Source organism: Actinoplanes subglobosus, assembly GCF_042650585.1.
Classification (GTDB): domain Bacteria; phylum Actinomycetota; class Actinomycetes; order Mycobacteriales; family Micromonosporaceae; genus Actinoplanes; species Actinoplanes subglobosus.
Genome location: NZ_JBHSBL010000020.1, coordinates 452689 through 479356, shown reverse-complemented (window position 1 = coordinate 479356; position 26668 = coordinate 452689). Strand labels below are relative to the sequence as shown.

Annotated in this window: 24 protein-coding genes and 1 pseudogene; 8 read left to right on the top strand and 17 right to left on the bottom strand. The window is 72.0% G+C overall.

What is annotated here, in order from left to right; translation table 11 throughout:
- The first annotated feature begins 46 nt into the window (after positions 1-46).
- Together ACFO0C_RS31375 and ACFO0C_RS31370 are read left to right on the top strand one after the other, a co-directional pair.
- On the top strand, positions 47-421 hold the full coding sequence (locus tag ACFO0C_RS31375; protein ID WP_378070327.1) for a response regulator transcription factor: 375 nt from the start codon (positions 47-49) through the stop codon (positions 419-421).
- An 83-nt stretch (positions 422-504) separates the two neighbouring features.
- The gene (locus ACFO0C_RS31370; protein ID WP_378070326.1) at positions 505-1314 is read left to right on the top strand and encodes an inositol monophosphatase family protein; all 810 of its coding nucleotides are present in this window, start codon (positions 505-507) and stop codon (positions 1312-1314) included.
- A 36-nt stretch (positions 1315-1350) separates the two neighbouring features.
- Here the strand turns inward: ACFO0C_RS31370 and ACFO0C_RS31365 are convergent, their stop codons facing one another.
- The 8 genes from ACFO0C_RS31365 to ACFO0C_RS31330 all read right to left on the bottom strand — a co-directional run bounded on the left by ACFO0C_RS31365 (position 1351) and on the right by ACFO0C_RS31330 (position 14170).
- A complete protein-coding gene (locus ACFO0C_RS31365) occupies positions 1351-1950 on the bottom strand; it encodes a LutC/YkgG family protein (RefSeq protein ID WP_378070325.1) in 600 nt (199 codons plus the stop codon).
- Entirely contained in the window at positions 1947-3425 is a 1479-nt protein-coding gene (locus tag ACFO0C_RS31360; protein WP_378070324.1) for a lactate utilization protein B, read from the bottom strand. The genes ACFO0C_RS31365 and ACFO0C_RS31360 overlap by 4 nt, the downstream gene beginning before the upstream one ends.
- Positions 3422-4156, bottom strand: coding sequence for a (Fe-S)-binding protein (locus tag ACFO0C_RS31355; protein WP_378070323.1), 735 nt, complete (start codon positions 4154-4156; stop codon positions 3422-3424). Before ACFO0C_RS31355 ends, ACFO0C_RS31360 begins: the two co-directional genes overlap by 4 nt.
- Before the next feature lie 2 nt (positions 4157-4158).
- Positions 4159-5538 carry a rhamnulokinase gene (locus tag ACFO0C_RS31350; RefSeq protein WP_378070322.1) on the bottom strand — a complete coding sequence of 460 codons (1380 nt, stop codon included), beginning with the start codon at positions 5536-5538 and terminating at the stop codon, positions 4159-4161.
- Positions 5535-7565 (bottom strand): bifunctional aldolase/short-chain dehydrogenase, encoded by a 2031-nt coding sequence (locus tag ACFO0C_RS31345; protein WP_378070321.1) that lies wholly within the window; start codon positions 7563-7565, stop codon positions 5535-5537. Before ACFO0C_RS31345 ends, ACFO0C_RS31350 begins: the two co-directional genes overlap by 4 nt.
- Before the next feature lie 1636 nt (positions 7566-9201).
- Positions 9202-10932: an ABC transporter ATP-binding protein gene (locus tag ACFO0C_RS31340; RefSeq protein ID WP_378070320.1), complete on the bottom strand. Its 1731-nt coding sequence runs from the start codon at positions 10930-10932 to the stop codon at positions 9202-9204.
- A 168-nt stretch (positions 10933-11100) separates the two neighbouring features.
- Entirely contained in the window at positions 11101-12684 is a 1584-nt protein-coding gene (locus ACFO0C_RS31335; protein WP_378070498.1) for an ABC transporter ATP-binding protein, read from the bottom strand.
- A gap of 112 nt (positions 12685-12796) precedes the next feature.
- Positions 12797-14170, bottom strand: a complete 1374-nt coding sequence (locus ACFO0C_RS31330) for an MFS transporter (RefSeq protein WP_378070319.1) — start codon at positions 14168-14170, stop codon at positions 12797-12799.
- Between the two features lie 87 nt (positions 14171-14257).
- Between ACFO0C_RS31330 and ACFO0C_RS31325 the strand changes: the two genes are divergently transcribed.
- Positions 14258-15268 carry an Lrp/AsnC family transcriptional regulator gene (locus ACFO0C_RS31325; RefSeq protein WP_378070318.1) on the top strand — a complete coding sequence of 337 codons (1011 nt, stop codon included), beginning with the start codon at positions 14258-14260 and terminating at the stop codon, positions 15266-15268.
- Between the two features lie 174 nt (positions 15269-15442).
- Here ACFO0C_RS31325 and prfH read toward each other — a convergent pair whose 3' ends face one another.
- From prfH to ACFO0C_RS31310, 3 genes are all read right to left on the bottom strand, one after another.
- Positions 15443-16051 (bottom strand): peptide chain release factor H, encoded by a 609-nt coding sequence (gene prfH, locus ACFO0C_RS31320; protein WP_378070317.1) that lies wholly within the window; start codon positions 16049-16051, stop codon positions 15443-15445.
- A 348-nt stretch (positions 16052-16399) separates the two neighbouring features.
- Positions 16400-16597, bottom strand: a complete 198-nt coding sequence (locus tag ACFO0C_RS31315; RefSeq protein ID WP_378070316.1) for a hypothetical protein — start codon at positions 16595-16597, stop codon at positions 16400-16402.
- A complete protein-coding gene (locus tag ACFO0C_RS31310) occupies positions 16594-17730 on the bottom strand; it encodes an RNA ligase RtcB family protein (protein ID WP_378070315.1) in 1137 nt (378 codons plus the stop codon). Before ACFO0C_RS31310 ends, ACFO0C_RS31315 begins: the two co-directional genes overlap by 4 nt.
- Positions 17731-17999: 269 nt before the next feature.
- On the opposite strand from ACFO0C_RS31310, the gene ACFO0C_RS31305 reads away from it, so the two are divergent.
- Both ACFO0C_RS31305 and ACFO0C_RS31300 read left to right on the top strand, forming a co-directional pair.
- Positions 18000-18866, top strand: a complete 867-nt coding sequence (locus tag ACFO0C_RS31305) for an alpha/beta hydrolase family protein (RefSeq protein WP_378070314.1) — start codon at positions 18000-18002, stop codon at positions 18864-18866.
- A 107-nt stretch (positions 18867-18973) separates the two neighbouring features.
- Positions 18974-19849: a poly(ethylene terephthalate) hydrolase family protein gene (locus ACFO0C_RS31300; protein ID WP_378070313.1), complete on the top strand. Its 876-nt coding sequence runs from the start codon at positions 18974-18976 to the stop codon at positions 19847-19849.
- A 53-nt stretch (positions 19850-19902) separates the two neighbouring features.
- Here ACFO0C_RS31300 and ACFO0C_RS31295 read toward each other — a convergent pair whose 3' ends face one another.
- The 4 genes from ACFO0C_RS31295 to ACFO0C_RS31280 all read right to left on the bottom strand — a co-directional run bounded on the left by ACFO0C_RS31295 (position 19903) and on the right by ACFO0C_RS31280 (position 23053).
- On the bottom strand, positions 19903-20316 hold the full coding sequence (locus ACFO0C_RS31295) for a hypothetical protein (RefSeq protein ID WP_378070312.1): 414 nt from the start codon (positions 20314-20316) through the stop codon (positions 19903-19905).
- Positions 20317-20363: 47 nt separating this feature from the next.
- Positions 20364-21215: a DUF72 domain-containing protein gene (locus tag ACFO0C_RS31290; protein ID WP_378070311.1), complete on the bottom strand. Its 852-nt coding sequence runs from the start codon at positions 21213-21215 to the stop codon at positions 20364-20366.
- Complete coding sequence (gene bluB / locus ACFO0C_RS31285; RefSeq protein ID WP_378070497.1) at positions 21212-21835, bottom strand: 5,6-dimethylbenzimidazole synthase; 624 nt, start codon at positions 21833-21835, stop codon at positions 21212-21214. Before bluB ends, ACFO0C_RS31290 begins: the two co-directional genes overlap by 4 nt.
- Before the next feature lie 174 nt (positions 21836-22009).
- Positions 22010-23053 (bottom strand): LacI family DNA-binding transcriptional regulator, encoded by a 1044-nt coding sequence (locus ACFO0C_RS31280; RefSeq protein ID WP_378070310.1) that lies wholly within the window; start codon positions 23051-23053, stop codon positions 22010-22012.
- Positions 23054-23089: 36 nt separating this feature from the next.
- On the opposite strand from ACFO0C_RS31280, the pseudogene ACFO0C_RS31275 reads away from it, so the two are divergent.
- Positions 23090-23257: pseudogene (locus ACFO0C_RS31275) on the top strand (GntR family transcriptional regulator); the annotation flags it as partial.
- Between the two features lie 74 nt (positions 23258-23331).
- Here the strand turns inward: ACFO0C_RS31275 and ACFO0C_RS31270 are convergent.
- Positions 23332-24354: a hypothetical protein gene (locus ACFO0C_RS31270; protein ID WP_378070309.1), complete on the bottom strand. Its 1023-nt coding sequence runs from the start codon at positions 24352-24354 to the stop codon at positions 23332-23334.
- 270 nt (positions 24355-24624) lie between these two features.
- Here ACFO0C_RS31270 and ACFO0C_RS31265 point away from each other — a divergent pair, with 270 nt between their 5' ends.
- Together ACFO0C_RS31265 and ACFO0C_RS31260 are read left to right on the top strand one after the other, a co-directional pair.
- Positions 24625-25545, top strand: a complete 921-nt coding sequence (locus tag ACFO0C_RS31265; RefSeq protein ID WP_378070308.1) for an aminoglycoside phosphotransferase family protein — start codon at positions 24625-24627, stop codon at positions 25543-25545.
- On the top strand, positions 25542-26045 hold the full coding sequence (locus ACFO0C_RS31260) for a GNAT family N-acetyltransferase (protein WP_378070307.1): 504 nt from the start codon (positions 25542-25544) through the stop codon (positions 26043-26045). Before ACFO0C_RS31265 ends, ACFO0C_RS31260 begins: the two co-directional genes overlap by 4 nt.
- Here ACFO0C_RS31260 and ACFO0C_RS31255 read toward each other — a convergent pair.
- Positions 25994-26656 (bottom strand): spermine/spermidine synthase domain-containing protein, encoded by a 663-nt coding sequence (locus ACFO0C_RS31255; protein WP_378070306.1) that lies wholly within the window; start codon positions 26654-26656, stop codon positions 25994-25996. The two genes, ACFO0C_RS31260 and ACFO0C_RS31255, sit on opposite strands and share 52 nt — an antisense overlap.
- Positions 26657-26668: the final 12 nt, after the last annotated feature.

The following is a 26668-nucleotide window of genomic DNA, read 5'->3' as shown; positions in this document are numbered from 1 at the left end:
ACTGTATGGAGTGATCAACGACGTCGTGGGCGCTTTGGGGGTGAGGGTGGCTTCGGTTCTCGTGGTCGACGACGATCCGACACTGTTGCGCATCATCGAGACGGTCCTCACCTCGGCCGGCCTGGAGGTGTCGTCCCGCAACTCCGGGCAGTCCGCCCTCCGAGCCGCACACGCCCACCCGCCGGACTGCGCGGTCCTGGACGCCTCCCTCGACGCGGCCGGCCACGACATGACGGCCACCGCCCTGTGCCAGGCGTTGCGGTCCGCCGAGGACACCGCCGACGTGCCTATTCTGCTGATCACCGAGCGGGGCCGCTGGCTGGAGGTAGCCGCCGCCTTCGACGCCGGAGCCGACGACTACCTGACCAAACCGTTCACCGCCCAGGACCTCGTCCGCCACGTCGAGGCCCTGACCCGGTGACGCCGAGGGTTCGCGTTCACCGCCCCGATTCCCGTCGAAAGCGCGCCGGGTCGCCGTCGTCGGGTCGTTTGTAGGGTGCATGCATGTCGATCACTGACCGGGACCTGGCCATCGCGGCGGCATCCGCGGGCGCCGCCGTCGTCCGCGCCCGCTACGAGTCCTCGCTGGCCGGTTCCGCGCTGGCACGGTTCGCCAAGGACGGCGACGATTTCGCGACGGTCGCCGACATCGAGGCGGAGAAGGCGATCCTGGACGTCCTTCGCACCGCCCGCCCCGGCGACACGATCCTCGGCGAGGAGTCCGGCCGGACCGGCATCGGCGACACCACCCGGATGTGGCTGGTGGACCCTCTCTGCGGAACCCTCAACTACGCCGCCAACACCATGCTGACCGCGGTGAACGTGGCCCTGCGCGACAACGGCCGGACCATCGTGGCGGCCGTCGCCGACCCGTTCAACAACGAGATCCTCTGGACGGACGGCGACACGGCCCGGCTCCGGCACAGCGGCGTGGACCGGCCGCTCACCCCGTCCGGCGCGTCACGCCTGGTCGACCTGAACCTGGATCCGCCGTTCCCGAACCGCCCGGACTTCCTGGCAGCCGCGTTGCTGTCGGACGACGCCTTCATCGACCGGTTCCGCCCCCGGGTCGTCTCCACCACGCTCGCCGTCGCCTGGGTCGCGGCCGGGCGGCGGGCCGCCTACGTCACCGACGGCGACTTGAGCGACAGCGTCCACTTCGCCGCCGGGATCGCCCTGTGCCAGGCGGCCGGCTGCATCGTCACCGACCTCGACGGCCACCCGCCGCACAGCGGCCGGGGCGGCCTGGTCGCCGCCGCGGACCCGTCGACCCACGCCGACCTGCTGGCCATGATCGCCGGCCGGAGCCACTGACCACACCCGCGCCGTGGATCGGGCGCGGATGGCGGATCAGTCGGTCAGGAGCAGGACGTGCAGGTGGCGCGGGCCGTGGACGCCCTCGACCCGGTTGAGTTCGATGTCGCTGGTGGCCGACGGCCCACTGATCCACGTCAACGGCCGGGTGGCGTCGAGGCGGGCGATCGCGTCCGGTACCGAGGCGACCACCTGCGACGGCCGCAGGACGCAGACATGTACGTCCGGCAGCAGCGTGATGATCCGCCGCCCCTGGTCGGGTGAGGCGTCCAGCACGATCGTCCCGGTCTCGGCGACGGCGACGGCCGCCGCGGTGAGCACGGCGTCGGCGGCGGCGATGCGATCCGGCGCGAGGTCGTCGTCGGCGAAGGCACCCTCCGGGCGCCACTCCTCGGGCAGACCAGGGGGTACGAGCACCGCCCCACCCTTCCCGACCAGGCCGGCGACGGTGGCGGCCACCTCGGCGGACGTCACCCGATACACCTCGGCCTTGTAGTCGACGAGCCGGTCGACGAGCACTTCGAGGTCGGCCGTGTCCCTCCCGGCGGGCCGATAGCCACGGGGCACCTCCGGTACCACGGGCGCGTCACGCAGCGCGGCCCGCACCCGCCCGAGAATGAGGTCACGTGAGCTCACCGTCCCTCCTCCGAACCCGAGGAGGGCTCACCCGCGGGTGGGACGGCTGGTCGCTGGGCCCACCAGTCGCGGAACGTCTGTTGTGGGAACTCCGGCAGATCGCGCCCCGCCGTCCACCCCGACAACGGCGGTGGCAGCCCTCGTCCCCGCCGCCCGGCGATACGGGCCATCTTGGCGGCGCGCTGCGCGGACGCGTACCACCGGGGGCGATCCATGATCCGTGCGGCGGCCGCCATGGCCGCTCTCTCGGCCACCGGATGGGGTGCCTTGTCCCGCAGATGCACCAGCAGCGACGGAATATCGATCTTGACAGGGCAGGCGTCGAAGCAGGCCCCGCAGAGCGACGACGCGAACGGCAGCGAGGCGTTGTCGGCCACCCCGGTGAGCTGCGGCGACAGTACCGCCCCGATCGGCCCCGGATAGACCGACCCGTACGAGTGCCCGCCGGTCCGCTCGTAGACGGGACACACGTTGAGGCAGGCCGAGCACCGGATGCAGTGCAGCGCCGACCGTCCCACGGTGTCGGCGAGGACGGCGCTGCGCCCGTTGTCGAGCAGCACGAGGTGGAAGTTCTGCGGCCCGTCTCCGGGTGTCACCCCGGTCCACATGGTGGTGTAGGGGTTCATCCGTTCCCCGGTCGACGCCCGGGGCAGCAGTTGCAGGAAGACTTCCAGGTCGCGCCAGGTGGGCAGCACCTTCTCGATGCCCATCACGGTGATCAGGGTGTCCGGCAGGGTGAGGCACATCCGCCCGTTGCCCTCGGACTCGACGACACCGAGCGTGCCGGTCTCGGCGATGGCGAAGTTCGCCCCGGAGACCGCCACCCTCGTCGACAGGAACGTCTCCCGCAGGTAGCGCCGGGCGGCCGCGGCGAGGACCGGCGGGTCGTCGGTCAGGGCGGGGTCGACCCCGGGCATGGCCCGCAGGAAGATCTCCCGGATCTCGGACCGGTTCCGGTGGATGGCCGGCACCAGGATGTGGCTGGGTTTGTCGTCGCCGAGCTGCACGATGAGTTCGGCGAGGTCGGTCTCGACGGGGGTGATCCCGGCCGCTTCCAGGGCTTCGTTGAGCCCGATCTCCTGGGTGGCCATCGACTTGACCTTGATGACCCGTTCCGAGCCGGTGGCTTTCACCAGCTCGGTGACGATGGCGTTGGCCTCGTTGGCGTCGGCCGCCCAGTGCACCACGCCACCGGCGGCGACGACCCGCTCCTCGAGCCGCACCAGGAGTTCGGGGAGCCGGGACATGACGTCGGCCTTGATGCCCGAACCGGCGTCCCGCAGCGACTGCCAGTCGGGCAGCTCGGCGATCACCCGGCCCGATTTGCCACGGATCGTCGTGGTGGCGTGTCGCAGGTTGCGCCGCAGCTGCGAGTTCTGCAGAGCGTCCCGGGCCGCCCGGGGGAACGTCTGGTCGCCGCGCAGGTGACCGACGCCGCGCGGCGCCGTCACGGGCATCCCCAGGAAGGTGGTCACGCGTACTCCGTCGAGGCCAGGATCTCGGCTAGGTGGACGGTCCGCACGCCGGTCCTCAGCCGGGACAGGCCGCCACCGATGTGCATCAGGCAGGAACTGTCCCCGGCGGTGCAGACGTCGGCGCCGGTGGACACGATGTTCGTCATCTTGTCGGCGAGCATCGCTGTCGACGTCTCCGCGTTCTTGATCGCGAAGGTGCCGCCGAACCCGCAGCACTGCTCGGCTGCCGGCAGTTCGACCAGGTCGAGCCCGCGCACCCGCCGCAGCAGGCGCAGCGGTTTGTCGCCGACCCGGGTCATCCGCAGGCTGTGGCAGGTGGGGTGGTAGGTGACCCGGTGCGGGTAGTAGGCCCCCACGTCCTCGATCTGGAGCACGTCGATGAGCAGCTCGGACAACTCGTAGGTACGGGCGGCGACCGAGGCGCTGCGGGCGGCGAGCCCGGCTTCGCCGTGGGTGGCGGCGACAATGCCGTGCTGGTGCCGGATCGACCCGGCGCACGACCCGGACGGCACCACGATCACGTCGTACCGGTCGAAGACCGAGGCGTACCGTCTGACCAGGGGTAACGCCTCCTTCTGATACCCGGTGTTGATGTGCATCTGCCCGCAGCAGGTCTGCTCGAACGGGAACACGACCTCGTGCCCGAGCCGTTCCAGCAGCCGCACCGTGGCCTTGGCCGCCTCCGGGAAGAGGGTGTCGGCCAGGCAGGTGGCGAAGAACGCGATCCGCACGGTCACCTCCCTGCTCGTGCGGCCGCGGCGTCCCAGTCGGCGGCCGAGCCGCCCGGTGTGTAGAGCACGATCTGTTGAGTCTCGCGCACCAGCGCCCGCATCGCATCCAGCCCGCCCTCGACGACGCCGGCGGCGCGGGCCTGGACGAGCAGGTTGCCGATGGCGGTGGCCTCGACCGGCCCGGCCAGCACCGGCAGCCCGCAGGCGTCGGCGGTCAGCTGGCAGAGCAGTCCGTTGAGCGCGCCGCCGCCGACCAGGTGCACCACGCCGACGTGCCGGCCGGCGAGTTCCTGGGCCTGGCGCACCGCGCGCCGTTGCGCGAGCGCCAGGCTGTCCAGGATGCATCGCACGATGGTGGCGCGGCTCGCGTCGGCGGGCAGGCCGGCCAGTTTGCGCAGCCGGCCCGCCATGTCGCCGGGCGGCATGAAGACCGGGTCGTCCAGGTCGACGACGTGCGCCAGACCCGGTTCGGCCGCCGCGGCGAGCAGGAGTTCGGGCAGGCCGGGCGAGCCCCATTCGCGCAGGCACTCCTGTAGCGGCCACAGGCCCATGACGTTGCGCAGATAGCGGATGGTGCCGTCGACACCGCCCTCGTTGGTGAAGTTCGCCTCGCGGGACGCCTCGCTCAGCACCGGCTCGCCGAGTTCCAGGCCGACGAGCGACCAGGTGCCGCACGAGATGTAGGCGAAGTCGTCACCGGTCGCGGGCACGGCCACCACGGCGCTGGCGGTGTCATGCGACCCGACGGCGATCACCGGCGTCCCGCCGAAGAGGCCGATCCGGTCGCCGGGTTGCCGCACCGGTGGCAACAGCCTGGCCCGCAAGCCCAATTCGGAGATCAACGGCAGGGACCATTCGCGGGTACGGACATCGAGCAGCCCGGTCGTCGAGGCGTTGGTGTACTCCGCCCCGATCTCCCCGGTCAGCCAGTAGGCGAGCAGGTCCGGGATCATCAGGAGCCGTTCGGCCGCCGCGTACTGTGCCGTCGGCTCGGCCGCCAGCAGCTGGTAGACCGTGTTGAACGGAAGTCTCTGCAACCCGCAGACGCTGTAGAGGTCCTTGACCCGCTCGGCGATCCCGTCGGTCCGCGAGTCCCGGTAGTGCACCGGGTTGCCGAGCAGCGCCCCGTCGGCGTCGATCAGCCCGTAGTCGACGGCCCACGAGTCGATGCCGATGCTCCGCACCGGACCAGCCTTGGCCAGCCCGTCGAGCACCCCCCGGTACAGCGACAGGATGTCCCAGTGCAGGGTGCCGCCGACACGGACCGGCTCGTTGGCGAACCGGTGCACGACCTCCAGGTCGAGGGTGCCGTCGTGGAAGCGGCCGACCACGACGCGCCCACTGGACGCGCCGAGATCCACCGCCGCGAACGCCTCGCTCATCGCAGGAACGCCGCTGCGACACCCGCGTCGACGGGAACGTGCAGGCCGGTGGTGTGGGTCAGGTCGCCACCGGTGATCGCGAAGACCGCGTTGGCGATGTGCTCGGGCAGGACCTCCCGCTTGAGCAGGGTGCGCTGCGCGTAGAACTCACCCAGCTTCTCCTCGGGCACCCCGTACACGGCCGCACGGTCGGCGCCCCATCCCCCGGCGAAGATGCCGGAACCCCGTACCACGCCATCGGGGTTGATGCCGTTGACCCTGACGCCGTGCGGGCCGAGCTCCGCGGCCAGCAGACGGACCTGGTGGGCCTGGTCGGCCTTGGCGGCGCCGTAGGCGACGTTGTTGGGCCCCGCGAAGATCGAGTTCTTGCTGGAGATGTAGATGATGTCGCCGCCCATGCGCTGCGCGATCAGCACCCGCGCGGTCTCCCGCGACACCAGGAACGAGCCCTTGGCCATCACGTCGTGCTGCAGGTCCCAGTCCCGGGCGGTGGTGTCGAGCAGCGACTTCGACAGCGACAGGCCGGCGTTGTTGACGACCAGATCAACCCCGCCAAAGGCCAACACCCCTTGCTGTACGGCAGCAGCCACGGCGTTCTCGTCGGTGACGTCGAGGCTCACCGCCACGGCGACATCCGTCCCACCGATCTCCGCGGCCACGGCCGCCGCCGCCCCGGTGTCGCGATCGCTGACCACGACGCACGCGCCCTCGGCGGCCAGGCGCAGCGCGATCGCCCGGCCGATCCCCGAACCGGCGCCGGTGACCAGGGCGACCCGGGTGGCGAGGGCCTTCGGCTTCGGCATGCGCTGAAGTTTCGCCTCCTCGAGCGCCCAGTACTCGATGCGGAACTTCTCCGACTCGTCGATCGGCGCATACCGGGAGATCGCCTCGGCCCCGCGCATTACGTTGATCGCGTTGACGTAGAACTCGCCGGCCACCCGCGCGGTCTGCTTGTTGGCGCCGAACGAGAACATGCCCACGCCCGGGACCAGCACGATCGCCGGGTCGGCGCCCCGGATCGCCGGGCTGTCCGCGGTGGCGTGCCGCTCGTAGTAGCCGCGGTAGTCCTCCCGGTAGGCCTCGTGCAGCTCCGTGAGCCGGGCGACCACGTCGTCGAGGGGCGCATCCGGGGCGGTGTCCACGACCAGTGGCTTGACCTTGGTGCGCAGGAAGTGGTCCGGGCAGGAGGTGCCGAGAGCGCCCAGCTCGGCCAGGCGCTCGCTGCCCACGAACTCCAGGACCACGTCGCTGTCGTTGTAGTGGCCCACCTGGGGACGGTCGGTGGAGGCCAGCCCCCGGATCACCGGGAAGAGGGCGGCGGCGCGCTCGTGTCGCCGGTTCTGCTCCAGTGCCGTCACCACTGTCGCGCCGAACGGCTCGGCACGGCCGTGCTCCTCGATGTAGGCCGCCGCCGTATCGATGATCTCGTTGGAGTTCGCCTCGCACTCGTCACTGGTCGCACCCCACGCGGTGATCCCGTGCCCGCCCAGGATGACGCCGATCGCCTGCGGGTTCGCCCGGTACGCGGCGGCGATGTCCAGCCCCAGCTGGAAGCCCGGCCGCCGCCAGTCCACCCACAGCACCCGGTCGCCGAAGATCTCCTTGGTTAGCGCCGGCCCGTCGGCGGCCGTCGCGATCGCGATCCCGGCATCCGGGTGCAGGTGGTCCACGTGCGGCGCGTCGACCAGCCCGTGCATCGCGGTGTCGATGCTCGGCGCCGCGCCCCCGCGCCCGTGCAGGCAGTAGTCGAAAGCGGCGACCATCTCGTCCTCACGCTCGACGCCCGGGTAGACACCGGTGAGCGCCCGCAGCCGGTCCAGGCGGAGCACGGCCAGCCCCTTCCCGGTGAGGGTGCCGAGGTCACCGCCGGAGCCCTTGACCCACACCAGGTCGACCGAGTCCCCGGTCACCGGGTCGATGTCGGCCCCCTTGGCAGAGGTGTTGCCGCCGGCGTAGTTGGTCGTCCGCGGATCCGCCCCGAGGCGGTTGGAGCGGGCGATGAGCTCGGAGACTACGGGGTTGGTCATGGAGATCCGCTCTTCTTCGTCGTGTTCGGCGTTCAAATCGTGAAACGTTTCAGAGTTACCGGTAGATTACGTGCGGCCGCTCACCCGGGTCAAGGCCCATCCCCGACCCACTCCGACCACCCACCACACTCACCATCACGCCCACACCCACCACGGCCGCCACAACGCCCACAGCCATCACGCCCAGCCACCAGGCCCACCGCCACCACAGCCACAGGCCCACCACAACGCCCACAGCCCACCAGGGCCACCACACCCACAGGCCCACCACACCCACACGAGCGGGCGCCTACACCCAGGCACACGCCGGGCGCCCCCACCGCCCCACGCAGGCCGGCACCCGCACCCAGCGACCCCACCGGGCAAAACCGCCGCCCACCAACGCCAACCCCAACAACAAATCGACCACCACCACCACCACCACCACCCACACAAGCCAGCGCCTACACCCAGGCACACGCCGGGCGCCCCCACCGCCCCACCCAGGACGGCACCCCCACCCAGCAACCCCACCGGGCAAAACCGCCGCCCACCAACACCAACCCCAACAACAAATCGACCACCACCACCACCACCACCCACCCACACAAGCCAGCGCCTACACCCAGGCACACGCCGGGCGCCCCCACCGCCCCACCCAGGACGGCACCCCCACCCAGGCACACGCCGGGCGCCCCCACCGCCCCGCCCAGGGCGGCACCCGCACCCAGCGACCCCACCGGGCAAAACTGCCGCCCACCAACGCCAACCCCATCAACAAATCCACCACCACCCCACCCACACAAGCCAGCACCTACACCCAGGCACACGCCGGGCGCCCCCACCGCCCCACCCAGGACGGCACCCCCACCCAGCAACCCCACCGGGCAAAACCGCCGCCCACCAACACCAACCCCATCAACAAATCGACCACCACCAACCACGACGGCAGAAACGCCCAAACAACAACCGGGCACGCCTAACGCCCGCCAAACAAGACGAGACAAAACCCCAAACAACCACCGGGCACACCCAGCGCCGCCAACCACGACACCAGGTCGCACGATCAGGGCTGTGTGAACTCACCGTCACTGTCACGATGGCCGCCGAAGACCGGGAAGCTGAACGACGTTCCGGGCGGCATGAGACATGCGAGGGACGATTTTGAAGGTGCCGGCAGCGCGGACACACAGCACCGCCCGCGCGGACACACGGCACCGCCCGAGGGGGCACGTGGTCGGTTTTCAGGCGGAGCCGACAGACAGAGCGTGACGTCCGGGAACACGCCCACGCCCGCGTGCCTCAGCGATGCCGGCGGGTGATAGCTGGCGCTGACGGGAGGTCGGGCGCTCGATGCGAACTCGCTTCGGCATACCACCCTGGCACTTTCGGGTCGCCGGGTTCGGCTGCGGCGTCGAGTCTATCCGAGCCCGGAAGTCGGCTGGTCCCGGGTCCGCAGGCCGGACGCCGCAGAGGAGCCGCCGCGAAACGCCGACACAGGGCGACGCCGCAGAGGAGCCGCCGCGAAACGCCGACACAGGGCGACGCCGCAGAGGAGCCGCCGCGAAAGGCCGCCGCAGGGAGGCCGCCACGGAGGAGCCGCCGCGAAAGGCCGCCGCGGGGAAGCCGCCGCAGGGAAGTGGGCGGCCACCCCGGATCAGGCGGTGGCGGGCATGCTCTCGCCTCCGTGCCATGAGCGCCACAGCGCCGCATAGGGTCCGTCGGCGGCGACGAGTTCGTCGTGGGTGCCGAGCTCGATGATGCGCCCGGCGTCCATGACGGCGACGCGGTCGGCGTCGTGTGCGGTCTGGAGACGGTGCGCGATGGCGATGACGGTCCGGGAGTGCAGTACCGCCGCCAGCGAGCGTTCCGCGGCCCGGGCCGCGGTCGGGTCGAGCAGGGCGGTCGCCTCGTCGAGGATGACGGTGTGCGGGTCGGCGAGGACCACCCGGGCGAGGGCGAGCTGCTGGGCCTGCGCGCCGTCGAGGGGGTGTTCGCCGAGGTCGCGGTCGAGGTCGTCGGCCCAGTCGGCGCCGACGGTGTGCAGGGCGGCCTCGAGTTCGGCGTCGGGTGCGGCGACCATGAGGTTCTCCCGCAGGGTCTCCCGGAACACATGGTGTTCCTGGGTGACCAGGACGACGTGGCGGCGCAGCTGGTCGGGTGGCAGTTCGGCGATGGCGACGCCGCCGACGGTGACGGTGCCGGCGGTGGGCCGTTCGACGCCGGCGACGAGCCGTCCGAGGGTGGATTTGCCGGCGCCGGACAGGCCGACGATGGCGAGGCGTTCGCCGGGGCGGACGGTGAGTTCGACGTCGTGGAGCACGTCGCGGCCTTCGTCGTAGGCGTAGCGGACGCCCCGTACCTCGATGCGCTCGTCGGCGGGTGTCAGGTTGGAGACGGGGCCCGGGTTGGGGACGGCGCCGAGGCCCTCGACGCGGGCGAAGGATGCCCCGCCGGCCTGGATCTGGTCGAGGAAGATCAGGATGGTGTCCAGCGGGCTGACCAGTTGCCGCAGGTAGAGGACGGCTGCGGCGACGGTGCCGACGCTGACCCGGCCGTCGAGGTGCAGCAGGCCGCCGAGGACGAGCCCGAGGACGGCCGGCACCGCGTAGGAGGTTTCGGCGAGCGGGAAGAACACGCTGCGCAGGCCGAGCGTGACGAGCCGGGTGCGCCGGGTCTCGGTGAGGGCCGCGCCGCCGGCGGTGATGCGGCGTTCCTGCAGGCCGAACGCCTCGACGGTGCGGGCGCCGTCGGTGGTGGCGGCGAGTTCGTCGGCGAGCTGGGAGGTCGCTGCGCCTTCGGTGAGGTAGGCGTTGCGGGCGCGGCGGAGGTACCAGCGGGTGATGAACCAGATGCCGGAGAAGCCGATGACGCCGACGCTGCCGAGCAGCGGGTCGAGGACGATCACGGCGACGATGAGGAACACCATCTGCACTACGCCGACGAAGATCGGTGGCAGGAAGTCGCGCAGCGCGGTGGCGACGCCGTCGACGTCGGTGCTGCCGCGGGCGGCGAGGTCACCGGCGGGGGTGCGTTCGACGACGGAGGCGGGCAGGCCGAGCACCCGGTCGAGGAAGATCTCGCGGATGCGGGCGGCGGTGCGTTCGCCGAACCGGTAGGCGGCGGACAGCGCGTAGCGCGACAGCAGGGTCTGTGCGACGGCGCAGAGCAGGACGGCGAGGGCGAGCCGGTCGACGTCGCCGACCCGGCCTCCGGCGGCGACGGTGTCGATGATCCGGCCGAGCAGCCACGGCCCGCCGAGCCCGGCCGCGGCGGCCAGCGAACTGAGGACCAGCATCCCGGTGACGGCCCGGCCGTCGGCGGCGATCAGCCGGCGGGCGGCGAGAACGACCTCGCGAGGACTGGCGACGGGAAGCAGCGTGGTCACAGACGACCTCCGAAGCCGGAACCGACGAGAAGCAGCGTGGTCACAGACGACCTCCGAAGCCGGAACCGACGAGAAGCAGCGTGGTCACAGACGACCTCCGGAGCGGGAACCGACGGGGAACGCGGCGGTCACGGACGGAACGGGAACCGACGGCGGGGAGCGGGGCGGTCACAGGTCGTCTCCGAACGCGCGGGCCACGAGGGCGCGGTACCCGGGGACGGCGGCGAGCAGTTCCCGGTGGGTGCCGGTGGCGGCGACCCGGCCGCCGACCAGGTAGTGGACGGTGTCGGCGCGGTCGAGCAGCACCGGCGAGGTGGTGGCCAGGACGGTGCCGCGGCCGGTACGCGCGACGCTGAGCCGATCGGCGATGGCGGCCTCGGTGTGCGCGTCGACGGCCGAGGTGGGTTCGGCGGCGAGCAGCATCTCCGGGTCGGTGTAGACGGCCCGGGCCAGCCGGACCCGCTGCCGCTGCCCGCCGGACAGGTTGCGCCCGCCCCAGTCGACGGGCCGGTCCAGGTCGTCGCCGACGTCGTGGGCGACGGCGGTGTCCAGGGCCCGGCGGACGCGGTCGTCGTCGGGGTCGGCCGCGCCGGCGACGACCGACCGCAGTGGTCCGGCGAACAGGTCGGCGTCGTGGGTGGCGACGAGGATGCGGGATCTGATGTCGGGCTGGGCGATCCCGGCGAGTGGCCGCCCGCCCCAGGTGGCGTCGCTGGGCCGGTAGCGGCCGAGCCGGTCGAGGATCTCGGCGGCGTCGGCGGGCCGGTCGCCGGCGAGGGCGGTGAACCGGCCGGGTTCGGCGCGCACCCCGGACCCGGGGTCGTACAGGGCGGCCGGGCCGTCGGGGGCGGGCTCGCCGGCCGGGTCGTCCTCGGGCAGGCGCAGAAAGTCGGTGATGCGGCGGGCGGCGACGATGCCCCGGGTGACGTCGAACCCGACGAAGATCATCACGTTGACCGGGATGACCAGCATCGCGGTGTAGCCGTAGACCGCGACGAGCTGTCCGGCGGTGAGGTCGCCGTCGACGGCGAGCCGGGCGGCCAGCCAGATCACCACGGCGAGGAACACCACCGGCAGGCCGTCGCCGAGCGCGCCGATCCAGCTGGACGGGCCGCCGACCCGGTAGCCCTGGTCGCGCAGTCTCGCCGACTCACGCCGGTAGCGCTCCAGGTGGGCCTCCTTGCCGCCGAGCCCGTTGAGCACGCGCAGGCCGCCGATCACGTCGACCAGCCTGCCGTTGAGTTCGCCCTGGTGGTGGCGGTACCGTCCGGCGGCCCGCTGGGTGCGGCGCAGCAGGGGCGCGATGATCAGGGCCAGCACCGGCACGCCGATCAGGACGACCGCGGCGAGCAGGCCGGAGATCTGTTCGAGCAGGAACGCGACGACGCAGAAGGCGATGACCGCGGCGACGCCGACGCCACCGGCGTTCATGGCGCGGCCGACGGTCCAGACGTCGGAGATGCCGATGGTGACGACCTCGCCGGCGGTGACCCGGCGGGGCAGGGCCGCGCCGAGCCGGGTGGCGTGGGTCATCACCAGGTCGGCGGTCTTCAGTGCGGCGGCCAGCCGGAGCTTGGTCATGCTGCGGTGCCGCATGATGCCGAGCCCCGCGCTGGCCGCGCCGACGATCAGGATCACCGCGGCCCAGGCGAAGAGGACGCCGGCGCGGCGCGGCGCGAGGCCGCGGTCGATCGCCTGGGAGATGAGGTACGGCGTGACGGCCAGACTGACGAACCAGAGCGACCCGAACATCGCCCCGCGCGCCACCCAGCCTTTCACCTGCCGGGCCAGCCACCACAGATATCGAACGGGTCCCCGCGTCTCCACCACGACGGCCATGCTGCCGCACCGCCGCTGGGGCGTGTCACCCGATTTTCACCGGCTGTTCCGCCCTCGGACGGGCCAGCAGCACCACTGTCAGGGCCGCTACCAGGGCGAACCCGGCGGCCATGACGACCGCGTCACTCAGCCCGCCGGCGTACACGTTCTGCTGAGGGGAGACGTCGGCGAAGACTGTGCCGAAGATCGCAACACCGAACGCGAACCCGAGCTGGCGGAACGTGTTGAGTGCCCCGCCGGCCATGCCGCTGCGCTCGTGCGGCACCTCGTTCAGCACCGCCGACGACAGGACCGGCAGCACCACGCCGACGCCGAGCCCGACCAGGATCAGCCCGGGGATGAGGACCGCGCCGCCGCTGTCCGCGCCGACGGCCGACTGGGCGAGGTCGCCGGCCGCGACCAGCAGCAGCCCCGCTCCGATCGTGATCCACGGCCGGGCCTGCTGGAGGAACCGTCCGGCGAGCGCCCCGACCAGCAGCGCGGCGCCGCTCAGTGGGAGGGCGCCGAGGAGTCCGGCGTCGACCGGCCCGTGCCCGAGGACCCGCTGCAGCCAGATCGTGGTGAACGGCAGGTAGGCGAACGCGGCCGCCTGGCACAGGAACGCGGCGATGATCAGCCCGGTGAACCCGGGTCGCCGGAACAGCGCGAGGTCCAGCATCGGTGCGGCGGAGCGGCGTTCGACGGCGACGAACAGCGCGGTCCCGGCCAGGCCGAGGGCGAGCGGGCCGAGCACGGCGGTGGCGGTCCAGCCGTCGTCGGCGGCCCGGATCAGCCCGTAGACCAGCGCGGTCGCGGCCAGGGTGAAGGTGATCGTGCCGGGGATGTCGAAACGGCCGGCCCGGTCGGAGCGGGACTCGGTGACCGTACGCATCGTGAACCAGACCGCGACCACGACGATCGGCAGGTTGACCAGGAAGATCCAGCGCCAGCCGAGATGTTCGGTGAGCAGGCCGCCGGCCAGCGGCCCGGCCGCGGTGGCGGCGCCGTTGACCGCGCCCCACACGCCGAAGGCGATGCCGCGGTCGCGGCCCCGGTAGGTGACGTTGAGGATGGCCACCGTGGTGGCGAACATCGCGGCGCCGCCGACGCCCTGCAGGACCCGGGCGGCGACCAGCGTGTCCACGGTCGGCGCGAGCGCGCAGAGCAGCGAGGACAGACCGAAGAGCACGAGACCGGTGAGGTACGTGACCCGGCGCCCGTACCGGTCGGCGAGGGCTCCGGCGCCGAGCAGCAGCGCGGCGAGTGCCAGGGCGTAGCCGTCGAGGACCCAGGCCAGGTCGTCCGGGCCGGCTTCGAGGTGGGCGGCGATGCTGGGCAGCGCGACGATGACGATGGTGACGTCGACGAGCAGCAGGAAGGTGCCGAGACAGACGGCGAGCAGGGGTGACCACTTTCGCATGCGCCGCACTCTGCCGCCTGCTCTTCCCACCGCACCACGTTTTCAGCGGCATGCGGCGGATCTCGACATTCGGCTAGCGTTCACGGGGTGGATATCGACATGTTGGACCGGCAGATCGTGCACGCGCTGCGGGTCGACGGCCGGGCCGGCTACCGGGAGATCGGTGCGGTCCTCGGCATCTCCGACCAGACGGTGGCCCGGCGCTACCGGCGGCTGCGGGAGGGCGCCGGGGTCCGGGTGGTGGGCATGCCCAATCCGATCCGGCTGGGCTACGAGTCGTGGATGCTGCGGCTGCACACCTCGCCGGACATGGCCGGGCCGCTCGCCGACGCGCTGGCCCGCCGGCCCGACACCGCCTGGGTGAGCGTGTTCTCCGGCGGCACCGAGATCTCCTGCCTGGCCCGGCTGGCCGCGCACGCCGACCGGGAGTCGCTGCTGCTGGACAGGTTGCCGCGCACGCCCCGGCTGGTGTCGGTGACCGCGCACTGCCTGATCCACCATTTCGTCGGCGGCGCGGTCGGCCCGGACCGGCGCGACGACGCACTGACCGCCGGGCAGATCGCCGCGCTCACCCCGGACGGGGTGCCGGCCCCGCCACCGCCACCGTTCACGATCGGCGCCTCCGGCCGGCCCGCCGGCCCGGCCGGCACGTCACCGATCCGGCTGGCCGACGGTGACGAGGCTCTGCTGGAGGTGCTGTCGCGGGACGGGCGGGCCGGTTACGCGGAGCTGGCCGCGGCGACCGGCTGGCCGGAGTCGACGGTCCGCCGGCGGATGCGGGAGCTGCGCCGGTCCGGGGCCCTCTACTACGACGTCGAGGTACGGCCGCAGGTGTTCGGTTTCCTGGCCCCGGTGCTGCTCTGGGTGACGGTGGCGCCCGCCCGGCTGGCCGCCGTCGGGGCCGCGCTGGCCGAGCACGAGGAGGTGGTCTTCGCGGCCGCCACGACCGGCTCGACGAACCTGGTGGCGACGGTGATCTGCACCGACATGGCGGCCTTCTACCGCTACCTGACCGAGCGGATCAGCGGCCTGGACGGCGTCGACCGGGTGGAGTCCGCGCCCCTGCTGCGGCACGTGAAGCAGCTCGGCCGAGTGTGAACACCCCGTTACGTTCCCGCCTCCCGGGCAACCATCGGCCCCCGGGGGACGTCATTGATCAATGAGGGCGTCACGCCCGGCGTGCCGGCGATCGCGGTTCGTGATCCACCGGCGTGCTGGAGCTCTTGCGAGGGGCGGCGGCACCGGTTCGGGCCGCCGCCCCTCGGCACGGTGTCAGGGCCGCTCGACGCGGGTCGGGTTGCCGCGGACCAGTTCGTCGTGGATCCGCCACCGCGCCGTCTCCGCCGCCTGCGAGGCCGCCGCGTCACCGGCTTCCAGACGCTCCCGGATCAGCCGCAACGCGATGCCCCGGTTGAGGCTGAGCTGCCGCTCGGTGTCGGCGACCACCACGATCCCGCTGGGCCGGTGGGTGGCCCGGACCGCGGTGCTGGCCTTGTTGCGGTGCTGCCCACCGGGCCCGCCGGTGCGGGTCGGCACGATCTCCACGTCCGCCTCGTCGAAGACGGTCCGCTCGACGCCGACCGAACACCGCCGCGCCGTCACATACCAGTTCTTGCGCCCGGGGCCGGCCCGATAGGGACTCGGCGCCTGCCAGCACAGCGTCCCGCTCCACGACGCGGCGAACTCGGCCTCCCCCGCACCGCTGATCTCCAGCAGCACCGACCGGAACGTCCCGGCCCGCTCCCCCGCCACGGTCTCCACCCGCCGGGTGGTGATCTTCCGCTGCGCGGCATCGGCCTCCAGCCGACCGACCAGCCGGGCCAGCGCCCACGAGCACTCCTGCGGTCCGCGGCCGGCGGAAACCATCAGATGTACGGCCATCGTGCCCCCGTTCCACGAGGTGCGGAGTCGCCGCCCACACCATGGCGGCACGGTCGTGGCATTCCGGTGACCACCGCATTCAGCCCGGCGGCCGCGTCTCGGCCGGGAGCCGTGGCGACCTCGCGCGGACAGCCACGGTGCCCTTCCCGGCCGTACCGGAAAATCGACGGCGGTCTCATGCCCACCGCCGGAAGGGTGCGATGCGGCCGGTGCCCGGCGGCCGTGACCGGGTGCCGCGGCAGCCGTCGGAGGATCCGGCTCCGTGGCGTGGCTCCGGTCCGGTGAAGACCGGCCGGCAGAGCCCCCCGGTGTCGGGCGCGGGCCGGGCCGCTCGTTTCCACCAGCCGATCACCGCTGCTCACCCCCGCCCTGCCAGGAGGTCCCGGTGTGCCGGGAACCGCCCCGCCGCGGCGGGCGGGTGAAGAACACCGGCCGTGGTGGACGGTCGGCGAACCGCCGCCACCGGACCACCGGGACGCACCCGGTGACCGCGCGGAGAGCCGCCGCACCCGCGGAGGCCGCACTCGACGAAGCAGCCGCACTCATCGACGGCCTCCTTTCCGGGGGGCCAGATCGGCCGTCTTGTAGGTGACCAGCGGGACCGTGCTGACGACGGGCGTGGCGAGCCGGTGCGCGACCAGGTCGCCGATCACCTGCTCGATCCGCTTGTAGGCGCCGGGCGCCTCCTCGAAGAGCAACTGGCGGTCGCCGCAGACGACGATGGAACCGACCGCCGTACGCCGCAGCTCCTCGACCGTGTGTTTGGCACGGCCACGCCGCAGCGCGTCGCTCCGGGACATCTTGCGCCCGGCGCCGTGCGCCACCGAGTGCCCGGCCCCGGCGCCGGCATGCCCGGCCACCAGGAACGACCGGGTGCCGCGGGTGCCGGCGATGAGCACGTCGGTGCCGTCGCCGGGTGCGGCGCCCTTGCGGTGCAGGTAGTGCCCGCCGCGGACCTCGGCGGAGTTGTGGCAGACGTCGGTGACGGGTTCGCCGAGTTCGGCGCCGAGGGCGTCGGCGACCCGCTCGGCCATGATCCGCCGGTTGAGGTGTCCCCACCGGACCGCCTCGTCGTGGGCGGCCAGGTAGGCCGCCGGGTCGGCGGCCGGGCCCGCGCCGTGCACCTCGGTGTGCGACCGCAGGATGCGCTCGCCGAGACCGCGGGAGCCGCTGTGCACGATCAGGACGGTGTCCCCCGCGGTCAGGCCGAGCCGCTCGGCGTGCCCGCCGTCGAGCACCTCGTCGACCCTGGCGAGCTCGACGAAGTGGTTGCCGCGCCCGACGGTGCCGAGCTGGTCGGTGTATCCGGCGGGGATGTCCGTGCCGGGCAGATCGGCCGGGTCGACCGGCTCGTCCAGGTCGGGGAAGCGGCCGGCCAGCCGCTCCGGGACGACCCGCTTGAGCCGGATCGGGAACACCGCGATGCCGCAGCCGATGTCCGAGCCGACCAGGAGCGGGTAGAGCACCGAGGAGAGCATCGCGGCGCCGATCGGGGCGCCCTTGCCGGGGTGCAGGTCGGGCATCCCGGCGACGTGGATCATGCCGTCCAGTGCGGCGACCTGGTGGCACTGGTCGACGGCGTCGGATTCGATCCAGCTGCCGGACTCGGCGAAGACGGTGACGGTGGCACGGGTGGACTGCTGAGTGGAGTGCTGTGAAGACAAAATGCTTCTTCCCATGACGGTGGGGCGCGGCCCGCGGGATGCGGGGGCGCCGGGCTGAGGGCACGGTTCACGGCACGCCGACGAGGGCGGTGCCGGAGCAGGCGGCAGTGGACGCCGCCGCGGGGTGCGCTGGGTAAAGGCCTCAGTACGTCATGCGGTCCACCCAACCGGACCGGCCGGGCGACGGCAACCGATTTAAAAGTGTCTTATTACTGGCCGGTTAACCTGACGCCGCCACAGATCTGCGCAGATCTCCCACTCCCCCTCCGACCTGGGAGATTCCCATGCCTTTCCCCCGTCGCGCCCTGGCCGTGCTGTGTGCCGCGGCGGTCGCCGTCGTCGCCACCCCGGCACTGTCGTCGGCTGCCGTCAACCCGTACGAGCGAGGCCCCGCCCCGACCGTGGCGTCCCTGGAGGCCGCCACCGGACCGTTCGCGATCGAGTCGGTCACCGTGGCCCGCGCCGAGGTCAGCGGGTTCGGTGGCGGCACCGTCTACCACCCCACCGACACGTCGGCGGGCTCGTTCGGGGCGGTGGCGATCGTGCCCGGTTTCAGCGCGTCACAGTCCGGTGTGGCGTGGCTGGGCCCACGTCTGGCCTCGCAGGGTTTCGTCGTGTTCACGATCGACACGACCGGCTCCTACGACCAGGCGGACAGCCGTGGCGCCCAGTTGCTGGCCGCCCTCGACTACCTGACCACGAGCAGCGCCGTCCGTACCCAGATCGATCCTGATCGTCTTGCCGTCGCCGGTCATTCGATGGGCGGTGGAGGCGCGCTGGTCGCGGCCCGGACCCGCCCGTCGCTGCGTGCGGCGCTCCCGCTGGCTCCCTGGCACGGCACGAAGACCTGGCCTGAGGTACGCGCGGCGACGCTGATCGTCGGCGCCGACAACGATCTCATCGCACCTGTCGGCTCGAACGCGGAGGCCTTCTACGTGGGCCTGACCGGCGCGCCGGAGAAGGCCTACCTGGAGCTGGACGACGCCGGCCACTGGGCGCCGACGGCGAACCAGAACCCGCTGGTCGCGAAGTACAGCGTGGCCTGGCTGAAGCGGTTCCTCGACGAGGACACCCGCTACGAGCGGTTCCTCTGCCCGGCGCCGGCGGGCCCGGGCATCCAGGAGTACCGCGACACCTGTCCACACGTCTGACATACCGCCGGGTCCAGGTACGGGCTGGGATTACCTCCTTTGTTACCGCCGGGTTAACTTATCGACATCCCTCGATTCCAGGAGCCCCAATACCCCAGGGAGTTCCCATGCCCGTTCCTGCCCGCACCCGGAAGCTCGCACTACTGACCGCTCTCTGCGCCGCCTTCGTCCTGGCGACGCCCGCACCACCGGCCGCGGCCGCCAACCCGTACGAGCGCGGCCCGGCACCCACCAACGCCAGCATCGAGGCGTCCCGCGGCACGTTCGCGATCGCCCAGGTCACCGTGGCACGCTCCAGCGTCTCCACGTTCGGTGGCGGCACCATCTACTACCCGACCGACACCAGCGCCGGAACGTTCGGGGCCATCGCCGTCTCCCCCGGCTTCACCGCGTCGCAGTCGAGCATCGCCTGGCTCGGCCCGCGGCTCGCCTCGCAGGGCTTCGTGGTGATCACCATCGACACCCGCAGCACCCTCGACCAGCCGGACAGCCGCGGCACGCAGTTGCTGGCCGCCCTCGACTACCTGACCAACACCAGCTCGGTGCGCACCCGCATCGACGCCACCCGCCTCGGCGTGATGGGCCACTCGATGGGTGGCGGCGGCAGCCTGGCCGCGGCCCGCACCCGGCCCGCACTGCAGGCGGCGGTCCCGATGACCCCGTGGCACGGCACGAAGAGCTGGACCACGGTACGCGTTCCGACCCTGATCATCGGCGCCGAGAACGACACGGTGGCTCCGGTGTCGTCACACGCCGAGCCGTTCTACACGAGCCTGACCACCGCGCCCGACAAGGCCTACCTGGAACTCAACAACGCCAGCCACTCGGCCCCGACCGAGGGCGGCAGCGTGACCGTCGCGAAGTACAGCCTGTCCTGGCTGAAGCGCTTCATCGACAACGACACCCGCTACGACCAGTTCCTGTGCCCGGCCCCGTCCGGCACCGCCATCCAGGAGTACCGCGACACCTGCCCGCACTCCTGACCCCCCGAGGGCCCGGCCACCGAGCCGGGCCCTCACCCGTTCACAGCGGGCGGTCAGTCGGCGAGCCAGGTGTGCAGGCTGCCGCCGTAGGGGGTGAAGGCCACCGCCGCCAGTGCCAGCCACAGCACGATGAGCAGCAGGGCCCGCCGGATCCGGCGGGCGTCGCCGTCGCGCCGGCCTGACGCCACCGCGAAACCGCCGAGCAGGACGCCGACCGCCACCACCGGGACCACCAGCATGGCCGTCAGCCGGGCGATGCCGAAGATCCACGCGAACGGGTTGGAGACCGAGTCCCAGCCGAACGGGATCGAGTCCTTCGGGTCGCCGAGCCGGTCCAGCCCCGGCGCCAGCAGCGCACTCCAGTCGCCGCTGCGCACGACCGCGAGCAGCAGCAGCCCGAACCCGCCGAGCAGATATAGCGCGATCAGCAGGAACTGTGCCACGCCCAGCAGACGCGTCTTGATCATGGACGGCAACCTACAACCCTCCACTGGAGAACACCGCGCCGGGCGGCTCAGAACAGGGTGGGCGGGCCCTCGGGTTCCAGGGACGACGCCGGTGGCGGAGGTGGCAACGGCTCCAGGTCCGGCACCAGGGCGCGGACCTCGTCGTGGAAGCGGCGGCACAGTTCCGGCGCGTCCGCATTGTCCGGTGTGTGCACGAAGAACGTCGGCGATCGGCCCTCGCGCAACCAGCCGGCGACGATCGGCACCCATTTCCGCCAGCCTTCGACGGTACGGCCGGTGGCGTCCCGCCCCAGGTAGCGAATGATCGGCCGATCGGTGAGAGCGTCGGTGCGCAACGGCATGCGGGGTTTCTTCAGCCAGGCGTCACGTTCGGCGTCACTGGTCGGGGGTGTGCGGAAGAACTCGGTCGTGTCGAACGGCACCCACTCCGCCCCGACGGTGCCGAGCAGGTCCTCGAGGTGGCGCGGGTGGTGGAAGAAGGCCGGATCGCGAACCTCTACGGCGTACCGGAAAGAATCGGGCAGAAGTCTCAGGAACCGTGCGAGAGCCGGAAGGTCGCCGGGTCCGAAGGATCCCGGCAGTTGCACCCACAGGGCGTGGATCCGTGGCCCGAGCGGTTCGATCACACGCAAGAACTCCGACATTCCGGAGATGTCGGAGAGAGCGGCGCCGTGCGTGACCTCCCTCGGCAGCTTCAGGACGAACCGGAAGTCCGCCGGGGCCTGGGCCGCCCACCCGGAAACCGTGGCGAGGGTGGGCGTCGCGTAGAAGGTCGTGTTGCCTTCGACCGCATTGCACCACCCGGCGTATGACCGAAGGCGATCAGTGCCGGACGCCGGGATGAACCGGCCCTGCCACGATTTCAGGCTCCACATGGCGCAGCCGACGTGCAGTCTCATCCGTTCCACCGGTCCTCGTGGATCGCCTCGCTGACCGGGCGCCGCCGCCGCCAGCCGTGCCGTTCCAGGTCGGGGACGGTTTCGAGATGGCTGACCGGGCCGACGCAGAGCCACGCGACCGGACGGATCCCGGCCGGGATGCCGAGCAGTTCGCCCAGGAACTCCTCGCGGTAGAACGACACCCAACCGACACCGAGACCCTCGGCGGTGGCGGACAACCACAGGTTCTGGATGGCGAGGCAGACCGAGTACAGGCCGGCGTCGGCGATCGCGTGCCGGCCGAGGACCGCGGGCCCGCCGCGCGCCGGATCGTAGGTGACCACGATCGACAGGCCCGCCTCCAGCACCCCGTCGATCTTGATGCGGGCGAACCGGGCGGCGGCCTCCCCGCTCAGCGTCGCGGCGAAGACGTCCCGCTCGGTGCGGACGTGCTCGTGAAAGGCCTTGCGCACGGTGTCCGAGCGGACGATCACGAAGTCCCACGGCTGGGAGAGGCCGACGCTCGGGGCCGCGTGCGCGGCGGCGAGGATCCGGTCGAGGACCTCGGGGTCGACGGCCTCCCCGGTGAACTCCGCACGGACGTCGCGGCGGCGATGGATGACGTCGTAGAGCCCCTCGATCACCGACGGAAGGTATCAGCCGAAGCGCCCTCGGTCACCGACGGGCGGTGCGGCCCTCCCGCGCCCCGGCTCACCGTCACCCGGCGCACCACCCACACCCCGGATCACCGCCACCCGGCGGCACCACCCACACCCCGGATCACCGCCACCCGGCGGCACCACCCGCACCCCGGATCACCGGCGGGCGGTGCCTGTCGACGCCCGGGCGACCAGGGCCGGCACGAAGGTGGCCTGCTCGTGGACGTGATCGGGATTGGTGGCCTCGTCCAGGACCAGGCGCGCCGCGGTCCGCCCGAGCTCCTGCCGCGGCTGCCGGACCGAGGTGAGCGGCACCGCGGCGGCGGCCGCGAAGTCGATGTCGTCGAAGCCGACGATCGCCAGGTCGTCGGGAACCCGCAGCCCGGCCGTGACGGCGTGCTGCAGCAGGCCCAGCGCGAGCAGGTCGTTGGCGCAGAACGCCGCCGTCGGGCGCCGCCGGGTGGGCAGCCCGGCCAGCCGCTCCCCGGCCGAGCGGCCCTCGTTGACGGTGAGCGCCTCGGTCGGCAGGTGGATCAGGTCCTCCTCGGGCATGCCGAACTCGGCCCACACCGCGCGGGCGCCCTGAAGACGCTCACGAACCTGGCCGATGCTGGACGGCCCGCCCACGAACGCCACACGGCGATGTCCGCGATCGATCAGGTGCTCGACGGCGATGCGGCCGCCGAGGACGTCGTCGACGGCGACCGAGCAGTGCCCGCCGGCCCGGCTGAACCGGTCGACCATGACGAACGGCAGACCCCGCTGGGCCAGATCGGCCAGGTGCGGTGCGTCCGGGTCGACCGGGGTGATCAGGATGCCCTGGACGCGCTGCTGGAGGAGCCGGTCGAGGTGTTTGGCCTCGCGCTCGGACCGGCCGTTGCTGTTGCAGACGAACAGTGACAGGTCGGCGTCCTCGGCGGCGGTCTCGATGCCCTCGGCGACGTCGTGGAAGAACGGGTTGCCGCCGTCGAGCATCACGTAGGCCAGGGCGCGGCTGGTGCCGGCGCGCAACTGCCGGGCCGACTCGTTACGCACGAACCCGAGCTCGGCCATCGCCCGCTCGACCCGCTCACGGGTGGCGACACTGACCACGGCGGGCCGGTTGAGCACGTTGGAGACGGTGCCCAGGGAGACGCCCGCTGCGGCGGCGACGTCCTTCACCGAGGGAGCCCGACCGTTGCGGGGCTGCTGAGTCAACACCTGGGCCTTTCTAACCGAGGCGGGAGGGGCGCCCTGATGGTAAGCACGACGCTTGAAACATTTCAATCCCACCCGGGGGGCAAAGGCGTAAGCTGCGCCCCCACCCGTCGGCTCGTCGAGGCGGACATCGCCGACTGGCTGGAGGTCAGCCGCACTCCCGCGCGGGAGGCGTTGTTCCGGCTGGTGCAGGAAGGTCTCGTGGTCCAGCGTAAAGGCTGGGTGATCCGCGATCACACCCCCGGTCACCGTCGAGGCCGTCTCGTGTGCGGTTCTGACGGTCAGGTGACCGGGCGCAGGTTACGGGAGTCGCACTGGTTCTTGAGCTCGGTCGGGGACAGGTGGCCGAAGTGGGTGGAGCACCAGGCCAGCACCGCGGCCTTGTCGGGGAACTCGCCGACCGCGAACGTCACCCACAACGGCTCGCCGCCGACCAGCTGCTGTTTACCGTAGTCGGTGCTCTTGAGAAGGATCACCGGATGTTCGGTGTCGCCGTGCTCCGAGCGGAGGCGCTCGTGCTCGGCGAGGATGTCACTGAGCTGGAACGTGTGCGTGCCGTCGGCGGCGGTCTGGTAGGGGTCGCTGACACCCGGATACTTCGAGGCGATCTGGGCGACGAACCGGCTGTCGAACGTGACGGTGCCCAGGTCCTGGGCGCGCAGCGACTCCAGCCGGGTCAGCGCCGCCTCCTGCGGGTCGACGGTCGGGGTGGACTCGGTGGGGGTGGACCCGGTCGGGGTGGACTCGGTCGTCGGCGTGTAGTCGGTGGTCACGGTCTCGGTGGGGGTGACCTCGGTGGTGACCGTGTCGGTGGGCGTGACCGGGGGCGTGGGATCGGTGCCGGCCGCGTCCGTGCGGTCGGAGGCCCGCATCAGCACGACACCGCCGGCGGCCCCGGCCACCAGCAGGACGGCCAGGGCGGCGACGATCACCGGGAGTTTCCCGTATCCCCGGCCCGGCGGGAGCGGCGGGAGCGGCTGGAGTTGCTCCGTGGTCCCGAACCCGTCGGCGGCCGGCCAGTCGGAGGGCCCGGCCGGGTAGTGCTGCTGCTGGCGTGCGGGTTCGAAGCGGCCGACGACCACGGTGCCGTCCGGGTCGGCCGGCGAGGCCACCGATGCGAACGGGTCGACCGGCGAGGCCACCGGTGTGAACGGGTCGGCCGGCGGGGACACCGGTGTGAACGGGTCGGCGGCGGGCCTCAGGTGCTCGGCCGGGGGCGTCATCGCCATGGTCGTCGGGTCGAAGTACGCCGCTGACGCGACATCCCATGCGGGCCGGTCCGGCGACTCGGGCGTCTCGGTCACGTCAGTCCTCCAGACCTGTTCTCCCTGGTAACGGGCAGGGGCAAGATCAGATTGATCGCCGCACGTAGATCGGTGATGCGCACATCACCGACGGTAGGTGGCATCGGTCCGTCGCGAAATGCACCTTCCGGGTACGCCTGACGACCGGTCCGTCCACAAGAGCCGGTCGCCTGGACTGCGAACGGCGCAGGGGAGGGCGGTCGCGGCGCAGCCGGGGAGGGAGTGCCTGCGGTCGGGTGGTGGTGGCACGTACCCCCTATGGTCTTTCCGGTGTCGAAGTTGCCGGTGGCCGGGAGTGCGGAATCGTTCGACGCGCTCGATGAGGGTGCGCTGCGTCCGGGGGTCGAGGCGCTGCTGCGGGATCTCGGGGTGGATCCGGCGGGTGCCGAGCGGTTCGCGTCCGGTTCGCTGCCCGTCTACGGTGCGGGCCGGCTGGTGTTGAAGCTGTTCCCGCAGGTGTACCGGGCGGAGTTCCCGGTCGAGACCGGGGTTCTGCAGGCGGTCCACGGGCGGCTGCCGATCGCCACGCCGCGGGTGGAAGCGGCCGGTGAGCGGGACGGCTGGGCGTTCGTGCTGATGGAACGGATGCCGGGGGTGCAGCTCAGCGCGGTGTGGGACCGGATTGCGGCGGGCGACCGGGACCGGCTGGCCGACGATCTGGGGCATGCGGTCGCGGCGCTGCACGCGTTGCCGCTGCCGGAGATCGACGGGTGGTGGCCGGCCGACTGGGACGAGTTCGTGGCCGCGCAACGGGCCGGATGTGCCGAGCGGCAGCGGCGCCGGGGCCTGGACCAGGCGTGGCTGGAGCGCCTCCCGGAGGCCCTCGACGTGGATCTGACCGACCGGCGGCGGGTGCTGCTGCACACTGAGATCATGCGGGACCATCTGCTGGTCGCGCCGGGTTCGGACGGTCGCTGGCGGTTCAGCGGGCTGATCGATTTCGAACCGGCGATGCGGGGCGCCGCCGAGTACGAGTTCGTCGGCGTCGGCTGTTTCGTCGCCGAGGGTGACGGCCGGTTCCTCGGGCGGTTCCTGCGCGCCTACGGGCAACCGGCCGACGACGGGTTCCCGCGGCGGATGATGGCGTGGGCGCTGCTGCACTACTTCAGCAATCTGCCGGCCTGGATGAAACGGCTGCCCGCGGCGGCGACCTTCGACGAACTGGCCGACCGCTGGTTCGGTGTGGCGTGAGCGTGTTGCGCACGGCCACACCGGCCGACGTCGAAGCGATCATGGATGTGCAGCAGGAGGGCTCGATCCGCGCGCTGTCCGGGATCTTCCCGCAGGACGAGTTCCCGTTCCCGCGGGCCGAGCTGACCGCCCGGTGGGCCGAGGAGATCGACGACCCGTCGGTGCGGGTCCTGGTGATCCTCCAGGACGGACAGATCACTGGATACGTCGCTTTAAAAGCCGATCAATTGCTTCATTTCGGTACGGCTACCCGCACCTGGGGCACCGGGCTGGCCGCGGCCGCGCACGCCGAGATCGTCGAACTGCTCGGTGGCACCGGCCGCCTGTGGGTGCTCGCCGGCAATCTCCGGGCGCGGCGCTTCTACGAGAAGATGGGCTGGCGGGCCACCGGGCGCTCGGTCCCCGACGACTTCCCGCCGCACCCCGACCTCATCGAATACCGCCTGATTCACGGGCTGCGGACACCGCGTAGATCGTCGCCCGCGCACGACGCCACGTAGACGACATCCGGCCGGGCCCGCCCCGCCGGGATCCGCACCGTCCGGCACGGGCCGACCATCCGGGTCAGGGTCGCCGCGAATCCCGGCCCCGCCGACGCGCTCCACACCGCCAGCGCCCCGCCCGGCCGCAGATGCTCCCGCAACATGGCCAGCCCGGACGGCCGGGACAGGCGCGTCCCGTGGTCGAAGACCGTCCACCCCGGGCCGTTGTCGACATCCAGGCAGATCGCGTCGAAACGATCACTGGTGCCGGTGAACCACACCGCCAGGTCGGCGGTCACCACACGCACCCGCGGATCGTCGAGCGCCCCCTCACTGAACGGCCGCAGCACCCCGCGATGCCAGTCCACGACGGCCGGCTCGACCTCGACGACGATGATCTCGGAAGCGTCCGTACGGACCGCCTCGGCCAGCGCGAACCCCACCCCCAGCCCGCCGATCAACAGCCGCGGCCGCGGCCCGATGGCATCCAGGGCGGCGCGCACCAGCACCCGTTCCGAGCGGTCCGATCGCGTATCCATCAGGAGGACACCGTTGCTGATGAGCTCGAAGTGTCCGTCCCGGCTCCGCAGGACCAGCTCCCCCCGATCGGTGAAGACCCGTTCCTCCATGGGCGGCAAGCC